Raw genomic sequence first — 23,883 nt, forward strand, 5'->3', positions numbered from 1 at the left:
CCATCGCGCACGCCCTCGAAAAGTACGACCTGCCCAGCGAGGACCTCCTCGTCACGCTCGTCTCGTTTCCCATCAGCCTCCCCGGCATCGTCGCCGCGTTCATGATTCTGGTGCTGTTCGGGAACAACGGCGTCGTCACGGCGCTCGCGGCCGCCCTCACCGGGAGTCGGCCCACCGACCTCGCCTTTGCGGTCAGCGTCCCGGGGCTGTTCGTCGCCTTCGTGTACTCGATGGTGCCGCGCGCGACGCTCATCCTCCGCGGGACGTACGCCGAGGTCGACTCGGCCGCCGAGGAGGCCGCCCAGGCGCTCGGCGCGACGCCGTTCGAGACGTTCCGGTACGTCACCCTCCCGCAGATTCGACCGGGCATCACCGGGGCGCTGATTCTCACGTTCCGGACGGGACTGGCGATTTTCGGGACGCTCGTCGTCATCCAGACGCTCGTCGTCTGGACGCTCCAGCTCTCGCGGGAACTCGGCGTCGGCTACGACGTGCAGGTCGCCGGCGCGATGGCGACCGTCTACTTCGCGTTCACGTTCCTGTTCACCGTCCTCGGGCTTCGGTACACCAGCGCGGAGGTCGGGATATGACGCCGTCCCTCTCGCGCCGGTTCGGACGGTCGGCCGTGACGCTGGCCCTGTTTTCGACGGTCGCGTTCCTCATCGCGCCCATCGTGCTCACGATCGTCGCCTCGTTCGCCGCGAGTTGGACCGGCGTCGTCCCCTCCGGGTTCGTCACCTTCGAGAACTGGCGGGCGGTGCTGGGGCTCGCGGATACGATTGGCTCACAGCGCAGTATGGGATGGGACCCCCTGTTCAGCCTCCCGCTCGGCGGCGAGACGCTTTCGGTGTTGGTCCCGGCGGAGCTGGCGTTCAGCATCGGATTGGCGCTCGGCGGCGTTCTCATCAACCTCGTCGTCGGCGTGCCCATCGCGTACGCGGTCTCTCGCTACGAGTTCCCGGGGAAAGAGTGGGTCAACGCCGTCTCGGTGCTCCCGCTCGTTCCGGGCGTCATCTTGGGCGTCGCGTTCCTCCGGGCCTACCCGGACCTCTCGGCGACGAGCTTCGGGCTCATCGTCGGTTACTCGCTTTTGAAAGCGCCGTTCATGGTGATGGCCGCGCAAAGCGAGTTCGAGTCGATGCCGCTGCGACAACTGGAGGAATCGGCCCGCTCGCTGGGGGCGTCGTGGCCGCGGACGTTCCTGACGGTCATCGTACCGAACGCCCGCTCGGGCATCGTCTCGGGAGCCATCATCTGTTGGGCGCTCGCGGCCGCGGAGTTCAACTTCTCGTACATCGTCTGGGCGAAAGGCACCCAGCCGCTGGCGCTGTTCTTGCAGCGACACATCTCGAACAGTTCGTTCACCAAGGCGGCGGCCGCCGTGTCGATGTTCTTTTTCATCATCGTCGCGGTCACCCTCCTCCTACAGCGGGTCGGTCGCCGCGGATTCGACACCAGAGGTAGCTAATGGCAGACGTGACACTAGACGCGGTCCGAAAGGACTACCACGACACGACGGCGCTGAACGGCGTTTCACTGACTGTCTCGGACGGCGAGATTCTGGGCGTGCTCGGCCCCTCGGGGTGCGGGAAGACGACGACGCTTCGAACCGTCGCCGGCTTCGAGACGCCGACCGACGGCGCGGTCAGGTTCGACGGCGAGGACGTGACGAACGTCCCCCCGGAGAACCGAAACGTCGGATTGGTCTTCCAGGAGTACGCCCTGTTCGACAACATGACGGTCGCCGAGAACGTCGCGTTCGGGCTGAAGATGCGGGGCGTCGGGAAGCGCGAGCGACGGAACCGAGCCGAGGAACTGCTCGAAATGCTCGACATCGGCGAGATGGGCGACCGCGACCCGACGACGCTCTCCGGCGGCCAACAACAGCGCGTCGGGCTGGCTCGCGCGCTCGCCATCGAGCCGAACGTCCTCCTCTTGGACGAGCCGATGACGGGGCTCGACGCCCAACTGAAGGCGCGCCTGCGGACCGAAATCGGCGTGCTCCTCGCCGAGTTGGACGTCACCGGCCTCTACGTCACCCACGACCAGGAGGAGGCGATGGTGATGTGCGACCGCGTCGCGGTGCTGAACGAGGGTCGCGTCGAACAGGTCGGCACGCCCCGAGAGATCTACGAATCGCCGGCGAACGAGTTCGTCTCGGAGTTCGTCGCGCTCGACGCCCCCGACCTCCCGTTCGTCAGCTGGTGATTCGACCGTGGCGACGCGATATCGACGGCGTCCGAGGAGAGGTGCGGCAGTCGGTACACGCGGTCATCGCGTTCGAGCCGAAGCGTCTCGGTTCCGAACAGTCGGTCGGTGGCGCTCCGGACGCGCTCTAGTTCGGACCGCGGCTCGGAAGCGAGTCGCCACTGCGGCCCGAACAGCCGGTCGTAGCCGACGAGTCGCCCGTTCCCTCCGTCCTCGTCGTCGGCGCGGTACTCCATCGCCAGATACCGGAACGACCAGTCGAAGACGCCCAGTGCGGCGAATCCCACCGCAATCACCACGGCTCCCCCGAACCAGTTCGACCGCGACCCCGTCCGGTCATCGCGGTGCTGAACAGGCCGACCAGCGTCGATCCGGCCACCAGCAGGACCGAAAGCGGGGAGCGAAGCCCGCGGACGACTCCGCCAACGACGACCGCCGACGGTCTCGGTCGGACGATGTCTGAGCCGTCCCGCGTGCTCTCGATTCGCTCCCACTCGGGGATGTCGGGAGCGAGTCCGAGTTCGACCGACGTGCGCTCGTCGTACGCTTCCAGTCGGTCGCGGTAGACGTCGACGATATCGGCGAGCAGTTTCACCGCGAGGACGAACGCCAGCTACGAACGGGAGGTCGGGGGCGCACCCGCAATGACGAATCCCCCGCCGATGAGGAGCGCCGAGCCGGTTCCCGCCATCGACACGAGCGCCGACTGAAGCGGTTGCTGCGGCGGGACCGACGTGTAAGTCCCGCCGATCAAGTACCGTCCCACGTCGACGGCTCGACCGAAGACCACCGCGACGACACCCAACCCGACCGAAAGCGTTTCTCCATCGGTCATCGTCGCGCCCGTGGTCTCCCCGACGCCGCCGACCCCGATTGCACCGAAGAGGGCCCACCCCACGCTTCCGACGGCGAGGGTCATCAAGATGGCCGGAAGATTCGCGACCTGAATCGACAGCGGCAGGACGGGGAGATTGATGCGCCCGCGCTTTTCCGACAGAGCACCGAACACGAGCCACGAAAAGCCGTTCGCGTCGTAGGTCGGCTTGCCCTCCGCGAACAGCGCCTCCACCGCGGCACCGACGAGGCACGCGCCGAGTTCGACCCAGTAGACCGCCAACAGCGCCACGAGCGACCAGTCGAGCGCGAGCACGCCGACGAGGGGCACGGCGTTGACCGCCATCAACACCGCCACTTTCGCTCGCCGTCTCTCGCTGGGAGTGAGCATTGTTACTGCAGAGACATTTCGCTCGGAACAGTTAGGTGGTCTGACTCACGTCGGGCGGTCGGAACCGCGCCTCCGCGACCGGAAAACAAGATTGATACTGTCAACCAATCATCTAGAATGCGTGCGTCCCTCCGTTCGATACCTCGCCTCGCTCGTCGTCGGTCTCGCTGTCGCCGGTGCGGCCGTCTCGGCCGCCGACGCGCCGGGGTTGCTTCCCGTGGCAATCGCTCCGCTGTACGCGGCGACGACCGCGCTCGTCCTCCGCCACCGCGACGGTTGGAAGCGACTCTTCCGGTTCGGAGACCAACGCTGGAGCGACCGAAAGCGGGGTGCGCTCGGGGGCGGCATCGGCGCGCTCAGTTTCTCGCTGCTGCTCTCCCTCTCGGTCCCGGCTGGCATCACCGGAATCGGGCTGATGCTCTTCGGACAGGCGCTGACGGTCGCCGACTACGAATCGCTCCCCGAGTAGTCGCGCGCCGCCGAGGCCGGTCGAAAGCGTTTTGTCAGATGCGCATACGGACGAACGAAGCGACGCGTACGATGACCCCCTCACGGTGGTCGGCGTCGTCCCCAAGGGTTCCGGAAGCTCGCGCACCCGTGAGGCGGGCTTCGGACCTGTCGCTTCAGGGTTGACGACGAGTGAGCGATGAATGAGCGACGAGTGAGGAGAGAGTGCGAGGTGAACGTGAGTGGAGAGTAGCGCCCGGCGGGACCGCCGCGACGGCCCGCGAACGGACTACCCTCGCGAATGTAACGAGTAGGCGATGAGGAGGACGCCGCAGAACTGGAACAGCCGCGTGACGAGCGTGAGCGGCTGCTGGTACTGGAGGCCGATGTAGCCCTGACGCAGGAGCACCGAGCCGACGAAGGCGACGCCGAACGCAAGGGCGGTGAGGAGGAACAGACCCGCGGAGAGCGCCCGCATCGTCCGGCTGTCGTGACGGCGGTAGCCGCGATAGGCCTGATAGCCGACGTAGCCCCCGACGAGCGTCGACCCGAGGGCGAGCGCGACGATGAGCCAGTCGAGGACGGCCGACAGGGTCGCCATCTCAGAGGTCCTCCCACATCCGTTTGAAGCGGTCGGCGGTGTCGGGTTCCCCCTCGCCGGGGAACGACTCGTCGCCGGTGCGCGTCAGCGACGCCTCGAACGAGCCGTCGTCTAATTCGACGGAGAACTCGGAGAGCGTGGCGGTGTAGACGCTGTAGTGGTTGTTACTGGTTCGAATCTCGGTCTGCTCGTCGAGGAGTCCGTACGCTTGTAATCGTTCCACCCGACGGTAGACCGTCGGTTTGGACATTTCACACTCGTCGGCAAGCTCTTGTGCGGACATTGGTTTGGTACTCGTCGCTGCGAGGATGTCCCGGGCGTACTCGTCGCTGAGGAGGTCGAGAACATCACCCAGCGCCGGTTCCTCACTCACGGTGGTCGAATGACTGCTCGTCGGACTAATAGGCCCACGGGTTTCCACCCCTGTTGGTCGCGGCGACCGGCTCGGGACGGATGTACGATGGGGCTGTCGGGATAGCACGGTGGGGCTGCGGATTGGTTCGACGGTGCTGCGGGGCAGCACGGCGATGCTGTGGAGGGGCTGTCGCGTCAGCGATGACCGCGATGGGTGCCGGAGTGCTGTCAGAGGGCACAGTACGGTACTGCTCGGGAGGGCAGTACGGTATCGGTTCGGCGGGGCCCATCGCAGTTCAACCGATGTGCCGGTAGATGATATAAAAAGGGGGCCAGTTTCTGACCCAGAAATTCGCGCGGTTTCAGGCGGGACAGCCGACCGAGTGACCGACTCCGACGAGACGGTCGGTCTCGACGCCAGTCCCGCGGACGGTGTAGCCGTAGCCGTCGCAGTTCCACGATACCGAGGTGGTCGGTCCGTAGTCGATAGTCGCCGGTTGGCCACCCACCGTCGCGTCACGCTCGTCGGCGTCGATATCGAGGGTGTAGTTGAACTTCGCGACCGTGAGTTCGCGGCTGCCGGCGGCGTAGCGGAGTCCGACCCCGTCGATGCGGCCGGTGGTCCGCGTGGCGTAGACCAGTTCGTACGCGGGCGGGACCGTCGGCTCCGGAACAGAAATCGAACTCCGCGCTTCCAAGTCGGCTCTGTTCCGGAACCACTCCGTGTTCGGTGTCCGCTTGCGCTCTACGGTCGTGTTAGCGTCGATGTCAGGTCGGAACGCGTCGGCCGACAGCGACGCGTCGAACGTCACGTTCGTATACGTCGTCGTCACCGACCGCCGAGTCCCGTCGGCCGTCCACGCGGTCTGTTTGCGAAGCGGGTAGAACCGCTCGGTGTCGAGCCACAACCGCTGGTGGTAGCCCGCCTCGCTCCGATTCGTCTCGGGCGCGATGTCGAGGACGTACGCCTCGCGCCCGCCGACGGTCTCGGTCTCGACGAACTCGACGGCGTAGCTGCGGTTCGCGTCGGCTCGCGGGGCGGCACCGGCGTGCCGCGGCACGACGGGGAGCGGTGACACGCCGATGGACTGCGGACGACCGGCGTCGTCGGTCAGCCCCGCGGCCGCGACGAGCAGTTGGAGCCGTTCGGCCGTCCGCGACTCGGCCGGCGGCCCCGTCAGTTCGATGACGGTGACCTCAGCACCGTCTGTGTCGTGAAGCCAGAGCGTCGACCCGTTCGAGACCTGCTGGTCGTACTGTCGATTCGCGGCGCTCCGGAAGTCCACGCGCTTCCGCTCGGTCTCCGGGACGAGCGTCACGTCGGCGACGGTCCGGGACGTCGTCGTGCCGTTGGCTCGAACTTCGACCGTCTGCGTTCCGGTGAGCGTGTCGATGCCGCGGTAGCGCTCGGTCACGTTCGCGTCGACCGAGGGGTTCGCGTCACCTATCGCGCCCCCCGTCGTCCAGAGGACCGCGGAGAGCGCGACGGCGAGAAGCACGAACGCGGCGAGCGTGCGTCGGTTGAGGTGGAGTGGAGGGCGGGTCATGCTGGTTGCACCCTGACAGGGAGTTCGACTGCGTGTCTGGGAGCCGACGGCTAAATACTTCTGGACGACGGGGACGGTCGAACCGACACCGACCGACAGCGATAGCTCCGTCGCGGGGGTCAGTTCGGCCATCCCATCCACTCGCTTTCGCGGGATATCCGGCGTTCGGTCCGAGACGACGTTGTGACGCAGTTTCCCGGCGACAAGCACGCGACGTCCGTGAACGAACAGGCATCCGAGTGGTTCACCCGCCGAGTCTCGGGTAGATTAATGCACGCCTAGGAGGTATACAAACAGTAATGTCAGACGAGCCGGTTGGATTGTTCGAACACGTCGAAGCCGACCTCATTCTCCGAGAGTTCTTTCAGGAGGTGACCGAATACGCGATATTTCTCCTCGACGCGGACGGGTTCGTGGCGACGTGGAACGAGGGTGCGAAGCGGATCAAAGGCTACGAGCGCGACGAGATTATCGGTCGCCACCTCTCCGTGTTTTACCCCGACGAGGGCGACGGCACGTCCCCCGAGACGGTGCTCTCAATCGCCGAATCCGAGGGGAGTTACGAGGAGAAGGGGTGGCGCGTCCGGAAAGACGGGTCGCGCATCCTCGCGCACGTGACCGTCCGCGCGCTGAACGACGACGCCGGGGAACTCAAGGGCTTCACGAAGATCGTCCGGGACGTCACAGAGACCTACGAGTACCGACAAGAGTTGGAGCGAAGCCGAGACCGACTCGAACGCACCGAGCAACTGGCCGATATCGGCGGGTGGGAAGTCGACTACGAGACCGACGACCTACAGCTGACCGATGGAACCAAACGCCTGGTGGATATCCCGCCCGACGCGGAACTGACGCTCGACGAACTCAGAGACCACTTTCACGAAGACGACCACGAGATTATCGACGGGGCTATCGAGGGCGCGCGAACCGACGGCGAGCCGTTCGACATCGAGATGCGAGTGATAACGGCGACGGGGCGAACGCGGTGGGTCCAAGTCCGCGGCGAGCCGACGGGCGACCGAACGAACGTCCGCGGCGCGGTGCGCGATATCTCGGACAGAAAGGAGCGCGAAGAGCGACTCATGGTGCTGAATCGAGTGCTTCGCCACAACCTTCGGAACAACCTCAACATCGTCAGCGGCTACGCGCGGGAGCTTCGTCGGGACCTCGACGGGGTCGATATCCCGGCGCTGGGCGATGACGACCACAAACGGTTACACGAAACGCTGGAGAACATCAGCGAGACGACCAAGGGCATCGACACGGAACTGCGGACGCTCGACAAGTTGGTCGACGCGGCGAGCAAGTTCTCGGCGGACGCGATGGTGTCGAAGACGAACCGAATCATCGAGAACGCCGACGGGCTCATGGCGACCGGCGAGAAGGCTCGTCGATTCGAGAGCGTCGTGAAGGAGGACGCCGACAGACGCCCGGTTCGCGTCGACGACGTGTTCACCGACCTCAAACAGATCTACGAGCGGAAATACCCCGAGGTAGAGATTCGACTCGAACCGGGCGAACAGACCGTACTCGCGGGCGAACACTCGCTGTACCTCGCGCTCGACGAACTCGTACAGAACGCCATCGTCCACAACGACGAGGACTGTCCCGTGGTTGCGGTCGCGTCGCGCCGACTCTCCGGCGAGCGAGTCGCAATCACGGTCGAGGACAACGGCCCCGGCATCCCGCGGATCGAACGCGAGATTCTGAAACGCGGGAAAGAGACCCAGCTGGCACACGGGAGCGGGATGGGACTGTGGACCGTCCACTGGTTCGTCACGCAGTTCGACGGCGAAGTCTCTATCGCGAATCGCGACGAACGCGGGTCGTCGGTCGAAGTGAGGCTCCCCACGCCGGAGAACTGACGACCGATTCGGACCGCGCACCCCGTTCTGCACGGACGGAGAACTCGGGTCGACAACGACGGCGTTCTGGATTACGGTGGGATGATGAGGCAGACGACGTTCCCCAGATACGCTCAATTATTTAGATTATCCAGGAGTTTCTGAATTTCTGAACGATGTGGATTATGCGGATATTTCATGCTATTTCGATAGCGTCGGTTCCGTAGATTCGGTGCCCACGATTGAAGAGATACGTAACCAGGAACATCTCAATTATTCACATATCTCGAATAATTTGCAATATTCACTGAACTTGGATTTCCCACATAATCACCGATTCAGCCGCGTCGAATCTGTGTCCGAACGCGAATCGCGGGGAGGCGCTCGATTTTCCAGAGTATCCGAATTATCCAGATACTATCGCGTATTGGGGTTGCGTAACTCGTCCGCCGTCGCCAAGAAATCTCTCCGAGAGAGATTATGAACGCAGCCTAGGAGATTTACATAATTCGGATTACTTGGGTTTGGCAGATAATCCATATAGCGATGACTAGTCACGGGTGCGGAACTCGGATAACGGATTATATCTGAGTGTCGTGGATTATTCAGATTACCAAAAGTAGGTGAGTGACTCAGATACTTCTTCTAGTCGAGAAATCTACCGACTGTCGATTCTCCAGAGAACTCGGGAGCCTCGAACAACCGAGGAAATCTGCTAAATCCACGCTCTCTAGATAATCTGAAGTATTCAGATTGTTCGAGCGCCGTTCGATTTAACTCGCGTTCGAGCGTCAGTAGGCGACTGTGACGACGAATTTCGACGACTTCGACCACGAGACACACATGCGCGAGAGTTTCGAGCTCGCTCGGGAGGCCGCCGCTCGCGGCGACGAGCCGTTCGGGTCCGTGCTCGTCCGCGACGACGAGGTCATCATGCACGACTCGAACCGCATCGTGACGGAGTCCGACATCCGACGCCATCCCGAGTTGCACCTCGCCTACCGAGCGTGCCGGGAGTACGACGCTGACGAGCGAGCGGCGATGGTGATGTACACCAGTACTGAGCCCTGTCCCATGTGCGCCGGCGGAATGGCGACCGCCGGGTTCGCACGCGTCGTGTACGGCGTCGGCGGCGACGAAATCGGGGAGTTCGTCGGGTCGGCTCCGGGCGTTCGGTCGGCCGCGGTTCTCGACGGCGTCACCGAAGTCGTCGGCCCTGTGCTGAACGAGGAGGCCCGGCGAGTTCACCGAGCGTACGAGTGGTAGGAATCTGCCCGGCTTTCACTGCGACTAAACACCGACTCGGCCGGAGCGCGAACGCCCGCAACCTGGGAGCTTCGAACAATAGAAAATCCGATATTATTTTCGAATACCTTGGTCTAGAACCTATTCTTACTTCACCCACTGGTTGATCCCGGATGGACGGACGTTCGGGCCCACCTGTCGAGATATTTATTCCGATAGCGGCCTGTTCTGTCCATGAAATTCACGTTCTGCCGACGAAACTGTATTTGAACTGAACGAGCCATTCGCTTTCTCACGTCGGTCTCCGAATAGCTCTTTTTCACGCTAAACGGGTGTTTGAGGGCTATTGTGGGTGCTTTACCGGTTCGGCGATAGACGAGATGCGTTCGACAACAGTAGTCGTTCGGAAATCTGTGGTAGCTATTTGACTAGTCTCTTAGTAGTATTTGAAATTGATATGGCTGGGTGACACGGAGGGGTTGGTGTCGAATTACGGACCGACCCGTAGTCGGTTGGTATCGAAATGCTCACTCGACCGAGAGGCGACGAACCGATGCCGATTAACGAGAGCTTGTTCCGAATCGCAGAATGATTTTCGGAGACGGGCCTACATCCCTCTGTGGGCCCTTTACGGCTAATAATGAGTTTGAGTGAGAAATTCATTACACCACTATATCCGTAATTTCAGGTGCGAGAATGGGGGCCTTCAGACCAAATAATCAGAGTGGTACAGAGGAGTTCGCGCGGATGGGTTCTGAAAACGAGAACTAGATATCAACGTACTAACACCGCCATACGGCTCGAACAGTAGGTCAACTCAAAGATAGCTCGAACGTCTAACAACGGATAGCCCTACTGTCACCCGACGAGAGCGACGAGGTGTCCTGCTTAGTCTCAGTTACGCACCCGGACCCGCACTCACGCACAACGGAGCCACCAGTATTCTGTTACTCAGAACGAGTGCGCTTATCTCCCGGACTGCGGAGACGACGCGTGGTACGAGTCCCACAGAACAGAAGTTCAGTAGATTCGATTATAAGCGAGGTTTTGAATGGAGTACCACCAGCTTGAGGTGTCGAGAGAGCGCCGACGCCGACCTTCGGACGTTCGGGGACGTGGCTCGGGTGGCGAGTCCCTCCCACAGGCGAAGGTCTACCACCGCTGTTGTTCTATCGGCCCGTCCGTGGTCACGTCCGAAGGTGTGGATGGCCCGCACGGATTAGCCACGAACACGAGCGAGATGGTCCGGGGCTGTGAGGAACTCGTGTCGTATGTCACGCGCCACAACGCGGTCCCCGAACTGGCGGTCATCCTCACGGGTACCTCGCTCGACCCCGAACAGCCGTTCGACCTCCAAGCGGGCGACCGCGTCGATACCATCGTCGAAGGAGTCGGGGTCCTCTCGAACTCCGTCATCACCGTATGAGTTCCACACCGACAGCTATCGACGGGGGCCCAGTCTTCCGCCGGGTTGAACACACGGGGCCCACGGGACCGTCGATAGGGTCACCGCGCCCGGTCGTGTGCGCTGAATACCGACGACAGGTCGTTTGGCGACGAGTCAGGCCCGCCTCACTTGCGTCTCGCTCGGGGGAAACGCTGGTTTCAGTCGGTCATCTTCGCTGGCGCGCCGAATCGTCGAGTTGACAGGACTGCTATCGGCCTATTGGCCCGCCGCCGCCTCTAACGGCTGTTCGCCGCGAGAGAGAATGTTAATGCCGTCCGAGCGCCGAAAGAGATGCAGTCGCTCCTCGTCGAAGGCCAACGAGAGTTCCTGATTCGTGTCGGGTTTGACGTCACCGGGCACGCGGACCCAACACTCGTCGCCGTTGATGTCGAAATGGAGGTAGTTGTCCGAACCCACCGGCTCGCGGACGTCGAGGTACGCGCGAACCGCGTTCGGCTCGCCGCCGTCTGTGAGCGTGATGTTCTCGGGGCGGATACCGAGCACGAACTCGTCGATACCGTCCGCGTATCGGTCGATGCGTTCGAGGACCCGCTCGGGGAGGTCGTAACTGAAGCCGTCGGCGACCAGCGACGACCCGGACAACTGCACCTCGAACTGGTTCATCGGCGGGTTCCCGACGAAGTCGCCCACGAACAGGTTCCGCGGTTCGTTGTATATCTCCTCCGGCGTCCCTATCTGCTGGAGTTCGCCGCCGTCGACGACCGCGATGCGGTCGGACATCGTCATCGCCTCCTCTTGGTCGTGGGTGACGTACACCGTCGTCGTCCCGAGCGTGTCCTGTAGCTGCTGAAGCTCCGTCCGCATGTGCAGTCTGAGTTTGGCGTCCAGATTCGAGAGCGGTTCGTCGAACAGGAAGACCGACGGCTCGCGCACGATGGCGCGGCCCGTGGCGATGCGCTGTTGCTGCCCCCCCGAGAGGTTCCCGGGATACTTGTCGAGTTGGTCCGTGACGCCCATCATCTCCGCCGCCTCCGTCACCCGCTTGTCGATCTCCTCTTCCGGGAGGTCGGTCGTCAACTGCAACCCGTAGCTCATGTTCTTCCGCGCGGTCATGTGCGGGTACAGCGCGTAGTTCTGAAACACCATTGCGACGTCGCGGTCCTGCGGCTGTACCCCGTTGACGACCCTGTCTCCGATTCGTATCGTCCCGTCCGTGATATCTTCCAGACCCGCAATCATCCGGAGCAACGTCGACTTACCCGACCCCGAGGGACCGACAATCGTCAGAAACTCCCCGTCTGCTATCTCGAAGCTGATGTCGTCGACGGCGACGATGTCCGAGTCGCCGCCGTAGACTTTCCGCACGCTTTCGATGCTAACAGTACTCATACTGCGTGGGTTGCCAAGAGAACTAATAATAGTTGTGGTTACGTTTTTCAGACCGAATCAATCGGGAGCAGAATGTGTTCTGAGCTCCGTCCGCTCCCGTACGTCCGCGGCGGACTACCGACGGGGACGAGTCCGACCGCATCTACCGGCAGTATTAGTCACGGAAAATAGTTTAATCCCTGCCCCTACATGTAGATGTGACACATGGTTCGAGAAGCCTTCACTAGTAGCACCCGTCGAAAGTTTATCAAGTCGGCAGGAGTCACAGGGACCGTCGCACTCGCAGGCTGCGCCGGTAACGGCGACAACGGCGACGGCAGTGGCAGTGACGGCGATGGCAGCGGTGGCGATAACACCGACGGCGGCAGTTCCGGCGACACGAGAAGCGAATCCTACGAGATCACGTTCTGGGAGCTGTTCAGCGGTGGCGAAGGGCCGATCATGGAGAGCATCGTCAACAAGTTCAACGAGGAACAGCCGCTCGACACCGACGCGGAGGTGACTATCAATCGGCAACGAACGCCGTGGAACGAGTACTACAACAAGCTGTTCACCGCGCTCTCGGGAGGGCAAGCGCCCGACATGGCGGTCATGCACGCGGCGTATCTTCGGGCGTGGGACGGCGGTATCGACGCGATGGGAACCTACACCGACACGGCCTCCATCGAGAGCGATTACACCGCGAGCCACTGGGACCTCGTCACGGTCGACGGCAACGTCAACGCGCTGCCGATGGACATGCACCCCATCGGCGTGTACTACAACAAAGACCTATTCGAGCAGGCCGGACTGGACCCGGAGAGCCCGCCGACGAACTGGTCTGAGTTCCAGCAAGCGGGCAACGCAGTCGCCGAGAACACCGACGCGGCGGCGTTCACCCAGTCGCCGTACAACGACGGGTTCGGGTCGTTCCGGACGTGGAGCACGTGGGTCAAACAGCAGGGTGGGAACCTCTACGACGACGAGTGGAACCCGACTTTCGACAACGAGGCCGGCACGAACATCGCCCAACTGTTCTCAGACATGACCGGCGACATGGGCTGGGCCCCCGCCACGAGCGAGGACACGTGGGGGAACAACGCGTTCCAGAACGGGACGTGCGCGATGGCGATGAACGGAACGTGGTACGTCGCGGCCCTCTCCGGTGTCGAGGACCTCAACTGGGGCTTCTTCGAGCCGACCGTCGGACCGAACAAACAGCAGGATAAGGTCTGGGCCGACGGCCACTCCATCGTCCTCCCGAAGAAGGAGGGCCGGAGCGACGCCAAGTCGGAGATCGCCGCCGAGGTCGCCCACTGGATGACCACGCAGAACCCCTCGTGGGGTGCCGAGGCCGGTCACCTGCCCGCCGCGAACAGCATCTACGAGTCCGACGCCTTCCAGAACAGCCCGTACTACGACAAGACGCTCAACAAGTACGTCGAGATGGCCGAGAACGGCGACTACTTCTACCACCCGAAGGTCCCGAACGGCGACCCGAACGCGCAGAACTGGTACACCTGGCTCGTCGACATCTGGGCGCACAACACCGACCCGCAGTCGGGTATTCAGTCCGGCATCGAGACGGTCTCCAACGGCATCTCGGAGTAAGTACACATGGGGATAGCAGAACGCATCACGGGAGGTGAGACCGCGGCGAACAGCAAGACAATCATGGGCTTCCGCAAGGAGACCATCGAGGGTGCCCTCTGGTCGCTTCCGTACCTCGCCGTATTCACGGTGTTCCTCGTCTGGCCCGCGGTGAGAGGCCTCTACATGAGCCTCCACACCTACCCGAACAAGTTCGACCTCACACAGACGGAGTGGGTCGGCCTCCAGAACTACGTCGAACTGTTTCAGGACCCGGTGTTCTACAACGCCATGGAGGGAACGCTCCTCTTCGTCGCCGTCTCGGTCCCGGCGCTCGTACTCCTCGGACTCGTGATGGCGCTCGGCGTGAACCGAGACGTCGCCGGTAAGCGGACGCTCCGTGCCATCTACTTCAGCCCGTACGTTCTGACCGTCGCGGTCGTGGCGCTGGTCTGGGGACAGGTGTACTCCCAGAGCTACGGGCTCATCAACTACTACCTCGGCTTCGTCATGGAGAACCCGCCGGGGTGGCTCACCTCGTCTGACCTCGTGATGGCGTCGCTCGCGTTCATGACGGTGTGGTGGCTCGTCGGCTTCAACTTCGTCATCTTCCTCGCCGCCCGGCAGAGCATCCCCGAACGGCTCTACGAGGCCGCCCGGCTCGACGGCGCGACCGGCTGGCGCGCGTTCAAGGACATCACGCTCCCGCAGATGCGAAACTCGGTCGTGTTCGTCGTCATGGTCCAGTTCATCCTCCAGTTCCAGGTGTTCGCACAGCCCTACATCATGACGCAGGGCGGCCCGAGCGACTCCTCGGACACGCTGGTCTACTACCTCTACCGGAGCGCGTTCTCCCAACAGCAGTTCGGCTACGGCGCGGCAATGGGGTACGTGCTGGTCGCCATCCTCATCCTCATCGCAATCGTGAACTTCAAAGTAATCGGTGATTCAAATGACTGAAACGACGCAATCGCGCTCGGTCAGCTCCTACCTGACCGAGGACGCCGTTCGAAACGCCCTGTTGCACGTGTTCCTCTACGGGCTCGCGTTCCTCATGTCGGTCCCGTACCTGTACACGCTTTCACGGTCGTTCCAGCCGAACGAGCTGTTGCGCGACCCGCAGCCCTACTGGATTCCGCCGCTCGTGGGAGAACCCATCACGCTCGAACACTACCAGTACCTGCTGAACAACACGCTCGTCGTGGAGTGGACCATCAACACGTTCATCATCGCCGGCGGGGCGACGATTCTCATCGTGGTCATCGACTCGATGATCGCGTTCTCGCTCACCCGGCTGGACTGGCCCGGACAGGGCGTCATCATGGGGATAATCCTCGCGAGCTTCATGGTTCCGTACTACATGAACATCGTCCCGCTGTACCAGATCGTCTCGGACCTCGGGCTGATTAACTCCTACTGGGGCGTGATCATGCCGGCGGCCGCCAGCCCGCTCGGCGTGTTCCTCCTGTATCAGTTCTTCAGAGACATCCCGGTCGAGTACGAGGAGGCGGCCAGACTCGACGGGTTCACCACCTTCCAAGTGTACACGCGCATCATCCTGCCGCTCGCGAAGCCGATTCTCTCGGCGCTGGCGCTGTTCATGTTCGTCTACAACTGGAACGCGTTCCTCTGGCCCCTGCTCGTGCTGTCGAACGAGACGGCCTACACGCTCCCCATCGGGCTCGTGAACCTCTATCAGGGGAACATCGACACGCCCGGTCTCCACATGGCCGTCGCGATTCTGGGGTCCCTGCCGCTGTTCATCATCTACCTCATCTTCCAGGGACAGATCGTGCGCGCGGTGCAGATGCAGGGCGCGACGGGATGACTACGAGTGACGGCGACGCCGCGGACCCCACCGTCGGCGTTCATCGCGCGCTCGCGACCGCGGCCCGGCAGGTGTACCGCCACCCCCTGCCGATGGTGGCGATCAGCGTCGGGTGGGTCCTCGCGTCCCTCCCGCTCGTCACCATCGGGCCGGCGACGCTGGGCGCGTACGGTGCGGTTCGGTCCGTCCGAGAGAACGGTCGGGTCGACCGCGAGGCGGTCAGGGAGACGCTTGCAGCCCACTGGCTTGATTCGGTCCTGTTCAGCGGGCTGCTGGTCGTGTTCCCGGCCATCGCCGTCCTCTATCTGGGACAGTACGCGGCGACGGGCGACCCCCTTTCGGGCGTCTTCGGTGCGGTCGGCTTCTACCTGGCGTATCACGCCTGGGTCGTCTTCGCCTTGGCGTTCGTCTCGCTCGCCGACGGCGCGGACGCGGTCGACGCCGTCACGGGCGGATACCGGTGGTCGGTCGAGAACCCGGTCGCGACCGTGCTCGTCGGTATCGTCACCGGGACGCTCTTGCTCGCGAGTGCGGTGCTGACGATTGCGCTCCCGCTCGTGTTCCCCGCGCTCGCGGCCGCGTTCCACACGGAACTGGTCGCCTCGACGGACGACTCGTCAGACGGCGAGGAGACGGACGCGACCGAAGCGACCGTCTCGAAGGAGCGTCCTATCGCCGGAGACGGCCGAAAAAACGACGTTTCGACGACGTCCGGGCGGTAAACGCCCCCGTCAGTCGTCCAACCGTAACGAGGCCACTCCGTAGTTAATCTCACACAGCTCCGCGTCGGCCGCGGTCGACGTCAGTTGAAGCAGTTCGTCGCCGTGCCGGGAGGGAAGCAGCGGCGTCGTCCAACCGACGAACGCCCGGCCGTCGAGTTCGCTCTCCGTCTCGAACGACAGCGGGGCGTCGACCGCCTCCCAGTCGCCGCTCCCGTCGAGGTTCGAGTTCGCGAGCACGACCTCACCGTTCCCCTCGGCGAGGTCTCGGTTCCCGTCGACGAGCTGTTTTCCAGACACGAGTATCGTTCCGTCTTTGCCGCCGGCCCGCGTCCACGTCACGTACGGACCGTTGATGAACCGCCGACCGTCGGCCGTCGAGACGAGGGTTCCCACGTCGGTCGGGTCGCCCCAGTCGCGGCCGTCCGGCGAGGTCTTGACGTGGACCTCGCCGTACAGGTAGTCCGGCCCGATGACCTCGTAGCTCATCATGTACGTGCCGTTGGGGAGCGGGGTGACGGTGGGCATCCCCGGGCGCGTCGTCTCGTCCGGGATGGCCGCGACGAACTGCTCGTCGCCCCACGACTGGCCGCCGTCCTCGGAGGCTTTGTACGCGACCAGCTGATTGTAGTCGTCGTCGCTCCCCATCCGTTCGTCGGCGAAGTAACAGACGAGGTTCCCGTCGTCGTCGAGCCCCAGTTCCGGCTCCCAGACGGGGCTGTTCCCGTCGTAGGGGACGGCCTTGCCGCCCGTGACGACGGTGCTCACGAACTCCCAGGACTCCCCGCGGTCGGTGCTGGCGTACAGGTCGATGCTCGTCTCGCCGAGTTCGCCGATCTCGCCCTCGGGGACGTCTTCGGGGTCGTCGAGTATCGGGATGGAGTTCCCGGCGGCGAGGACCGTCCCGGCCGGCCACGAACCGACCGCGTGCGGGAGTTCGAACAGCGTCGGCTGGTACCGAAGTCCCCAGTCCTTCCCGCTCGTGTCGTGAATCTCGGAGAACTTCGACCAACTCTCTCCTCCGTCGGTGCTCCGGTAGACGGGGAAGTACGGCTCCGACCCGCCGCTCATCGACGGGTAGAACTCGAACGTCGCGAGCAACTGCTTCTCGCCGCCCTTTCCCGACCCGTGTTTCAGTCGCGTGACTCGGGGATACAGCGACCCGGGAGCGGGCGCGTCCGACGGAGGCGAGTACAGCGTTCCTTCGACGTCTGTCTGTTCGTCGTCGCGGCCTCTGCCCGCGATAGCGCCGGTAGACCCGACTGCTGCGGCCCCGACGGCGCCGACCGCGGCGAGGTACTTCCGACGGCTATGCTGGCGAATGGAATCGCGTTCGCTCATGACGCTGCTATATGTTCACACGGCACCATAATAACTGTATCCCCGCTGTCAGCTCAAAAAAGAACGACGGCGGCTCCGTTACTCCGTCAGCGTCAGGCCGACGACGGACGCCGGCGGCGCTTCGAACGTGATAGTTCCGTCTCCCTCGTCGGTGACGTCCAGAGGGCTGGCTTCGAACGAGTCCGCGTTCTCCTTCGTGGAGTACTCGCGGATGTCGTTGCCCTCGAACAGGACGGTGGCCGTGGACACCGAGTACGACGACGACCCGACGTCGACGGTGAGCAGTCTCCGGTTCGTCGTGACGGCGGTTCGAGGCCGTGACGAACAGCTCTCCGTCGCCCTCAGAAGCCGACGCCGAGACCATCGGAACGTCGTGGTCCTCGCCCTCGATAGCGCGCTTTTCCGTGTCGACGCTCGTTTCGAGCGCCGTCTGGCCGATGTGGTTCTCGTAGAGGTCGAAGACGCGATACGTCGGCGTGCGCCACGCGGCCTCTTCGTCGGTCTGGACGAGGCACTGCAGGACGTTGACCAACTGTGCGATGTTCGCCATCGAGACGACGTCGGCCCGCGCGTGGATGAGGTCGAGCACGCCGGCGGTCGTCAGCGCGTCCCGAACGGTGTTTTCCTGCTCCAGTCCGTTGTCGCTTCGCGCCTCTGGGTGCCACACGCCCCACTCGTCGACAATGATGCCGATTTCGCCCTCCGGGACGTACTCCGAAATCGTCTCGGCCGCACGGTCGATGTCGCCACCGACCTTCTGTGCGCGCGCGAAAATCTTGTAGTACTGCTCGTCGGTGAAGTCGGTGTCGCCGCCCGCCTGATAGTAGCGGTGGACGGAGAAGTGGTCCATCAAGTTGAACGGCGAGCCCATGCCGAGGAACGAGCCGGGGCCGAACTCCATACCGCCGTTGAGGCTGTCGAAGAAGACCTTGTTCCAGTCGTCCGTGAGGTGTCCGCAGGCGATGAACTCGGTGGAGTCCTCGTTCATCAGCTTATCGAAGCCGTTGAAGTAGTTCGCGAACCGGCGGTACTCGTCGGCGTACTCGTCCGGCGCGAACCGACCGCCACAGCCCCAGTTCTCGTTCCCGATGCCCCAGTACTTCACCCCGTACGGCTCCTTCTTGCCCGTTCTCTCGCCGCCTGTCGGCGAGTTCCGTGTCGCCGCCGTAGTTGCAGTACTCGATCCAGTCGAGCGCTTCCTGCGGCGTCGACGACCCGACGTTGACCGCGATGTACGGGTCCGTATCGAGGAGTTGGCAGAGGCGAAGGAACTCGTCGGTCCCGAACTCGTTGGACTCTTCCGGGACGTTTTCGCGCCCCTGCGTCCACCACAGGTTTCGGCGGCGGGGGCGCTCGTCGCGCGGGCCGATACCGTCTTCCCAATGGTAGTCGTCGGCGAAACAGCCCCCCGGCCAGCGGAGCACCGGCATATTCAGTCCGCGGAGCAGCGACACGGTGTCCATTCGGAGGCCGTCTTCGGTCTCGACCCTGTCGTCATCACCGACCCAGAGGCCACCGTAGATACACCGCCCGAGGTGTTCGGCGAAGTGACCGTAGATGTTCTTCGAGATGTAATCTATCGGCTCGTGGCTGCTAACGCGTACTTCACTCTGCATACATTTTCACATTAGTAGCCGGTTAAATAACTATTGTGCCTTGTGTTCAGTGTACACGAGTCAGACTACGGTAAGCACGCCTTGCGGCAGTCTCGACACCCCGACGGACGGGTCACGAGTCCAGACGCGGAGGTCATCTCCACACCGGACGACATGTGTAGTCGACCAGACACCGGTCCGAGACACGACCACGAGACGAATCCGCACCGTCGGAACGAGAAGACGGCCGAGCCGGGCGTACGTCGCCCCCGGTCTGGACGTGATGCGCTACAGACGATAGTATGTGACGGAGAGTCCAAACTGGCCCAAGTACGGCGATACGGTAAGAAGCCACGACTAGTAAATCCGTCGCCGACACGACCATTCTGCTCTCGATTAAATTCCCTATGTCAGAACCGGACTACACCATCCTACGACGTAGGATTACAGACATATATGTGTAATTATCATCGGTCCACCAACGGATATTCTACGAAGATAGAGTTTTCAGTCGATGTCACGACAATCGAGATACTGTTCCGTCATACTGAACAGTCGCTGGTGGTCGACGGAACGAGCAGTCAGACTGAGTTCGACAGCGTTGATGCAACTGTGATTCCATTCGAGGTGTTCCCGTCGTCGGCATCTCGTCGGCGTCCGCGAACCACCTTCAGTATACCAAAACTCCGTCAGGCCTCCAACCCCTCACCGTCCCGTCCGAGGCGATTGCTCGATACTCCCGTCGGTCGCATCAGGTAGCCACCATCTCTGTACTTCCACACCGATTTCGACAGTCTCAACCGATTCTGGGAACCGTCGTCGCCTCGGAATCGTGATTTGCGATACGCACCCGTTATTCGAAGCGTCGTCGATCGGTTGGGTCCGCGTTTCCCCGCGTCGAAACCGTTGAACACTGCGAGGAACAGTAGACGGAACCGATGTGTCGGCTCAGATGCCACGGCGATTGGTAGGCGGGGGTTCTATCATCGAGAACAATATCGCGTCTGGGGAAAACGGAACGGAACTACTATCGCGAGAGCTCGGTCGGAGTTCGACTGGTTCACGACTGGGTAGCTTTCAATCGACATCGGGGAGCGCTAACCCGACTCCGAGACTCGTGACTGAGGCCGTCGTCGATCGAGAGCAAAAGATGAGTAGCGGTGGTGTGCTGAACTCGACGTGATGCTGTCAGGCGTTCATGAGTTTCGGGACAGACCTACTCGTCGCGTACTGACACGTCGAGATATGACTGACACGCTGGCTCACGTTGGTCGGTTACGCAGTCGACCACGTACACCTAAGACTGGCCCCCATATTATTTTTTCCCCCGCCATTTTTCAGCGGGAGTACGATAAACCGGCGCGTAATCACGATAACCGCCGGTGAGTTCACGTGGTTACCGACAGTTTGGGTGCGTTCTCATCGAGACGATACCGCGACCGAGATGTAGTGACCTGCATTTCTGAGGAACGCTCGTCCGCTACAGAGAACCGAGCGTTCTATCTGCGTCTAGCACGCTGGCAGACCGAAAACGAGTAGAGAACGGCAACTCCGGGTTCTGCGATACCGTCGCGAAGACGAGCGAGCGAGCCTGTATACTCCGACTGCCGTGTTTCCACAATACCTGCGACACACCGATTCTCACTGAAAGTCAGACTCGTTCGAGATGGATATTGCGGTATACGGTTCATCGAACTTTCGGGCCTCCCCCGACTGCGACTGAGACAGCGATATCGAACGCGAACAGGCTGAAGGCGTAGGTCCACCGTAGTATACCAAAACGGTAGTACCGTCACCGGACAGAGAGACGTTCGCCCGAGCATCGGGTAGATACAGGACGAAATCGCCGACACGGCAGGTCAGACAGTACTGAGTCACGATACGGTCCACGAGCGAACCGTAGGGTCGAGTCTTGGGCCCACGAACCGGGGGCGAAACCCACCAAAGTAGTGCTCCACAGATTGAACCGGGTCTAGATATGCGATTTTTGCGAGCGTCAACGATTATGTTAAATGTCTTATTTGAACACTAGTGTCGTTGTCTGTATTAGACAATGAGGTTAAGCTCTCCGTCGCCGGTCACTCCCACACCACACATAAATCACATCCTGCTATATCAAATCGGTGTCGTGAGACAGAAGCGTTTTGCAATCGAATACCGAGAGAGTGACCGTCACACCCGCGTTTCACGGTGAATTCCGCCGAAAACCGAGGTCTCACGTCCCGAAATGGCCGCCCACAGCAAGTCGGTACCGGTAAGCGAATTCGAGCGAGACGCGGGCTTCCGCATACACAATAGCTAACACACGACAGGTCGAAGGTCACAACTGATGTCTGAAAAGCCTGCTGAGACACTCGAAGTAGACGAGTTCACGCTCGGACTCGTCGGGCCCGAACAGGAGTGGGCGGGAACGGTCCGCGACGGAGGGACGGTCAAGACGCACACGCCCGCCGGCTGTTGGGGACCGATGATCACTCCGTCGTTCCGCGGCGGCCACGAGGTCACGCGACCGATTCGAGTCGAAAACGCCGAACCGGGCGACGCGCTCGTCGTCCGAATCAAGGACGTCGAGGTGACGAGCGTCGCGACGAGCACCGGGAGCATGGCGGAGCGAGCGGACGCGTTCGGTGACGACCCGTTCGTCGACCACCGCTGTCCCGAGTGCGGGACGCCGTGGCCCGAGACCGTCGTCGAAGGGACGGGAGAGGAGTCGATTCGCTGTGCGGAGTGCGGCGCCAACGCGTCGTCGTTCGGGTTCGAGTACGGTTACACCGTCGTCTTCGACGACGACCGAACCGTCGGCATCACCGTCGGCGCGGACGGTGCTCACCAGTTAGCCGAGCGCGCCGACGAGGCGATGGCGCTCCCCGAGAACTCGCGGCAACACCCGATTTTGCTGTACGAACCCGACGAGATGCCCGGAGCGCTCGGGCGTCTCCGCCCGTTTATCGGCAACATCGGGACGACGCCGGCCGTCGAACTCCCCGACTCGCACAACGCGGGGGACTTCGGGCAGTTCCTCATCGGTGCCGAACACGACTGGGGACTGCCGGACGAAGCGGCGCTCGAAGCGCGGACCGACGGCCACCTCGACTCGAACGAGGTGCGGCCCGGCGCGGTGCTCATCTGTCCCGTAAGAGTCGACGGTGCCGGACTGTACGTCGGCGACCTCCACGCGAACCAGGGCGACGGCGAGCTCTCGCTCCACACGACGGACGTGAGCGGACGGACCGAACTCGAAGTGGAGGTCATCAAGGGACTCGACCTGCCGGGACCGCTCTTACTCCCCAACGAGGAAGACCTCCCACACATCGCAAAGCCCTACACCGACGCCGAGCGTGCCGCCGGCACTGCGCTCGCAGACGAGTACGACGTCGAGACGCTCCGCGACGCCCTGCCGCTCCAAGTCATCGGGTCGGGGGCGACCATCAACGAGGCGACGGAAAACGCGTTCGCGAGGGCGAGTTCGCTGTTCGGTATCAGCGAGGGAGAGGTCCGCTCTCGGTGCACGTTCACCGGCGGCGTCGAAATCGCTCGCCTGCCGGGGGTCGTCCAGCTGTCGATGTTGGTCCCGATCGAACTCCTCGACGAGGTCGGCCTCGCGGAGACCGTCCGCGAGCAGTACGGGGCGTAGTCAGCCGCCCCGCATCGCCGGGAACAGTTTCACCGTCTCTCCGTCCGGTACCGCGTCGTCCAACGAGACGGGACGGTCTCCGATCATCACCCGGACGCTCGGACGGACGTCGCCTTCGTCGTCGCAGAGATGCGTTTCCGCGTTCGGATAGCGGGCGACGAACGCGTCGAGCAGGTCGCGAACCGTCTCGCCGCTCGGGGCCACGTCGGCCGTCTTTCCGCCTGCTGCGGACCGAAGCGGCCCGAAAACGGTTATCTGCATACAGATTGCAGGGAGGCAACGCACAAATTACTACGGGTCCAGATACACGTGGACTGAACTGGCCGTCCGACTACTCCCAGAGTCCGATAATTGCCCATCGAACGCGGTTGTGGGCGTTCTGAGTGCGACTCGACGGCCTGCGTGTTCCGCATACGAGTGTTGAACCACCGGAATCGGGTCGCGTGATTGGAGCGAAGTGACGTGGAGTGGCCGACTACAGGGACGCGCAACGTAGTCGCTGTCGTAGTGACGGCGGGCCACGGCGTCCGTCAGGAAGTCTAGTGCCTCGTACGCCGTGCAACTGCGTACTCGCGCGGTGAACGTTTCTCGTCAACGACGACCCCAGCAGAGAGGTGAGTCGTACCGGGTCCGGAGCTACGAAATCGATACGTTCGGAAAGGCCGAATCTCACGTCGTTTTTGGGGTGGTTTTACTACGTATAAATGATAGGTTAATCAGTCAGCAGACGTGAGTTACGTCGGCGATTTCGCATCGATGGCACGGCTGCGACGAGAGGTGCGGGGAGGCAAATCGCGGGTCAGACACCCGTGCCGTCTACAGGACCGTGCGACCGTTTTCGCGAGGCGTGGACAGCTATTCGAAGAGCCCGCATACCGTGCGGTGAGTTTCGCGGACGCGCGAGCGGAGGGCGAACGCCCCGCCGAGCG

The 23,883-nt window shown here is 62.6% G+C and carries 18 protein-coding genes and 2 pseudogenes; 12 read left to right on the forward strand and 8 right to left on the reverse strand.

The window, feature by feature from the left end; translation table 11 throughout:
- The 3 genes from ATB1_RS06405 to ATB1_RS06415 all read left to right on the forward strand — a co-directional run.
- The coding region (locus ATB1_RS06405; protein ID WP_042662759.1) for an ABC transporter permease subunit at positions 1-590 on the forward strand (590 nt) is incomplete at its 5' end.
- Positions 587-1,468: an ABC transporter permease gene (locus tag ATB1_RS06410; RefSeq protein ID WP_042662760.1), complete on the forward strand. Its 882-nt coding sequence runs from the start codon at positions 587-589 to the stop codon at positions 1,466-1,468. The genes ATB1_RS06405 and ATB1_RS06410, both read left to right, overlap by 4 nt.
- Complete coding sequence (locus ATB1_RS06415; RefSeq protein ID WP_082256298.1) at positions 1,468-2,208, forward strand: ABC transporter ATP-binding protein; 741 nt, start codon at positions 1,468-1,470, stop codon at positions 2,206-2,208. Before ATB1_RS06410 ends, ATB1_RS06415 begins: the two co-directional genes overlap by 1 nt.
- On the opposite strand, the pseudogene ATB1_RS24500 reads toward ATB1_RS06415, so the two are convergent.
- A pseudogene (locus ATB1_RS24500) lies at positions 2,130-3,400 on the reverse strand (DUF6498-containing protein). The gene ATB1_RS06415 and the pseudogene ATB1_RS24500 sit on opposite strands and share 79 nt — an antisense overlap.
- A 154-nt stretch (positions 3,401-3,554) precedes the next feature.
- On the opposite strand from ATB1_RS24500, the gene ATB1_RS06425 reads away from it, so the two are divergent.
- A complete protein-coding gene (locus ATB1_RS06425) occupies positions 3,555-3,902 on the forward strand; it encodes a hypothetical protein (RefSeq protein WP_042662761.1) in 348 nt (115 codons plus the stop codon).
- 267 nt (positions 3,903-4,169) lie between these two features.
- On the opposite strand, the gene ATB1_RS06430 is transcribed toward ATB1_RS06425, so the two are convergent.
- From ATB1_RS06430 to ATB1_RS06440, 3 genes are all read right to left on the reverse strand, one after another.
- Positions 4,170-4,481, reverse strand: coding sequence for a hypothetical protein (locus ATB1_RS06430; RefSeq protein ID WP_042662762.1), 312 nt, complete (start codon positions 4,479-4,481; stop codon positions 4,170-4,172).
- 1 nt (position 4,482) lies between these two features.
- A complete protein-coding gene (locus ATB1_RS06435) occupies positions 4,483-4,854 on the reverse strand; it encodes a helix-turn-helix domain-containing protein (protein WP_042662763.1) in 372 nt (123 codons plus the stop codon).
- A gap of 343 nt (positions 4,855-5,197) precedes the next feature.
- Complete coding sequence (locus ATB1_RS06440; protein WP_042662785.1) at positions 5,198-6,382, reverse strand: outer membrane lipoprotein carrier protein LolA; 1,185 nt, start codon at positions 6,380-6,382, stop codon at positions 5,198-5,200.
- A 299-nt stretch (positions 6,383-6,681) separates the two neighbouring features.
- On the opposite strand from ATB1_RS06440, the gene ATB1_RS06445 reads away from it, so the two are divergent.
- From ATB1_RS06445 to ATB1_RS06455, 3 genes are all read left to right on the forward strand, one after another.
- Positions 6,682-8,247, forward strand: coding sequence for a PAS domain S-box protein (locus ATB1_RS06445; RefSeq protein WP_042662764.1), 1,566 nt, complete (start codon positions 6,682-6,684; stop codon positions 8,245-8,247).
- A gap of 783 nt (positions 8,248-9,030) precedes the next feature.
- Positions 9,031-9,492 carry a nucleoside deaminase gene (locus ATB1_RS06450; RefSeq protein ID WP_042662765.1) on the forward strand — a complete coding sequence of 154 codons (462 nt, stop codon included), beginning with the start codon at positions 9,031-9,033 and terminating at the stop codon, positions 9,490-9,492.
- Positions 9,493-10,522: 1,030 nt separating this feature from the next.
- A complete protein-coding gene (locus ATB1_RS06455; RefSeq protein WP_052367781.1) occupies positions 10,523-10,897 on the forward strand; it encodes a fumarylacetoacetate hydrolase family protein in 375 nt (124 codons plus the stop codon).
- Between the two features lie 237 nt (positions 10,898-11,134).
- Here ATB1_RS06455 and ATB1_RS06460 read toward each other — a convergent pair whose 3' ends face one another.
- Positions 11,135-12,268 carry an ABC transporter ATP-binding protein gene (locus ATB1_RS06460; RefSeq protein ID WP_082256299.1) on the reverse strand — a complete coding sequence of 378 codons (1,134 nt, stop codon included), beginning with the start codon at positions 12,266-12,268 and terminating at the stop codon, positions 11,135-11,137.
- 204 nt (positions 12,269-12,472) lie between these two features.
- Here ATB1_RS06460 and ATB1_RS06465 point away from each other — a divergent pair, with 204 nt between their 5' ends.
- The 4 genes from ATB1_RS06465 to ATB1_RS06480 all read left to right on the forward strand — a co-directional run bounded on the left by ATB1_RS06465 (position 12,473) and on the right by ATB1_RS06480 (position 16,387).
- The gene (locus tag ATB1_RS06465) at positions 12,473-13,858 is read left to right on the forward strand and encodes an ABC transporter substrate-binding protein (protein ID WP_042662767.1); all 1,386 of its coding nucleotides are present in this window, start codon (positions 12,473-12,475) and stop codon (positions 13,856-13,858) included.
- Positions 13,859-13,921: 63 nt separating this feature from the next.
- Positions 13,922-14,797: a carbohydrate ABC transporter permease gene (locus tag ATB1_RS06470; protein ID WP_052367789.1), complete on the forward strand. Its 876-nt coding sequence runs from the start codon at positions 13,922-13,924 to the stop codon at positions 14,795-14,797.
- On the forward strand, positions 14,790-15,665 hold the full coding sequence (locus tag ATB1_RS06475) for a carbohydrate ABC transporter permease (RefSeq protein WP_042662769.1): 876 nt from the start codon (positions 14,790-14,792) through the stop codon (positions 15,663-15,665). The genes ATB1_RS06470 and ATB1_RS06475 overlap by 8 nt, the downstream gene beginning before the upstream one ends.
- Entirely contained in the window at positions 15,662-16,387 is a 726-nt protein-coding gene (locus tag ATB1_RS06480; RefSeq protein ID WP_042662770.1) for a hypothetical protein, read from the forward strand. The genes ATB1_RS06475 and ATB1_RS06480 overlap by 4 nt, the downstream gene beginning before the upstream one ends.
- 9 nt (positions 16,388-16,396) lie before the next feature.
- Here ATB1_RS06480 and ATB1_RS06485 read toward each other — a convergent pair whose 3' ends face one another.
- Complete coding sequence (locus ATB1_RS06485) at positions 16,397-17,725, reverse strand: sialidase family protein (protein ID WP_042662771.1); 1,329 nt, start codon at positions 17,723-17,725, stop codon at positions 16,397-16,399.
- 78 nt (positions 17,726-17,803) lie between these two features.
- Positions 17,804-19,341: pseudogene (locus ATB1_RS24320) on the reverse strand (alpha-N-arabinofuranosidase).
- A 2,308-nt stretch (positions 19,342-21,649) separates the two neighbouring features.
- On the opposite strand from ATB1_RS24320, the gene ATB1_RS06495 reads away from it, so the two are divergent.
- Positions 21,650-22,954 (forward strand): acetamidase/formamidase family protein, encoded by a 1,305-nt coding sequence (locus tag ATB1_RS06495; RefSeq protein WP_042662772.1) that lies wholly within the window; start codon positions 21,650-21,652, stop codon positions 22,952-22,954.
- On the opposite strand, the gene ATB1_RS06500 is transcribed toward ATB1_RS06495, so the two are convergent.
- Positions 22,955-23,215: a ubiquitin-like small modifier protein 1 gene (locus tag ATB1_RS06500; RefSeq protein WP_042662773.1), complete on the reverse strand. Its 261-nt coding sequence runs from the start codon at positions 23,213-23,215 to the stop codon at positions 22,955-22,957.
- Between the last annotated feature and the right edge of the window lie 668 nt (positions 23,216-23,883).

Source organism: Haloferax sp. ATB1, assembly GCF_000730175.1.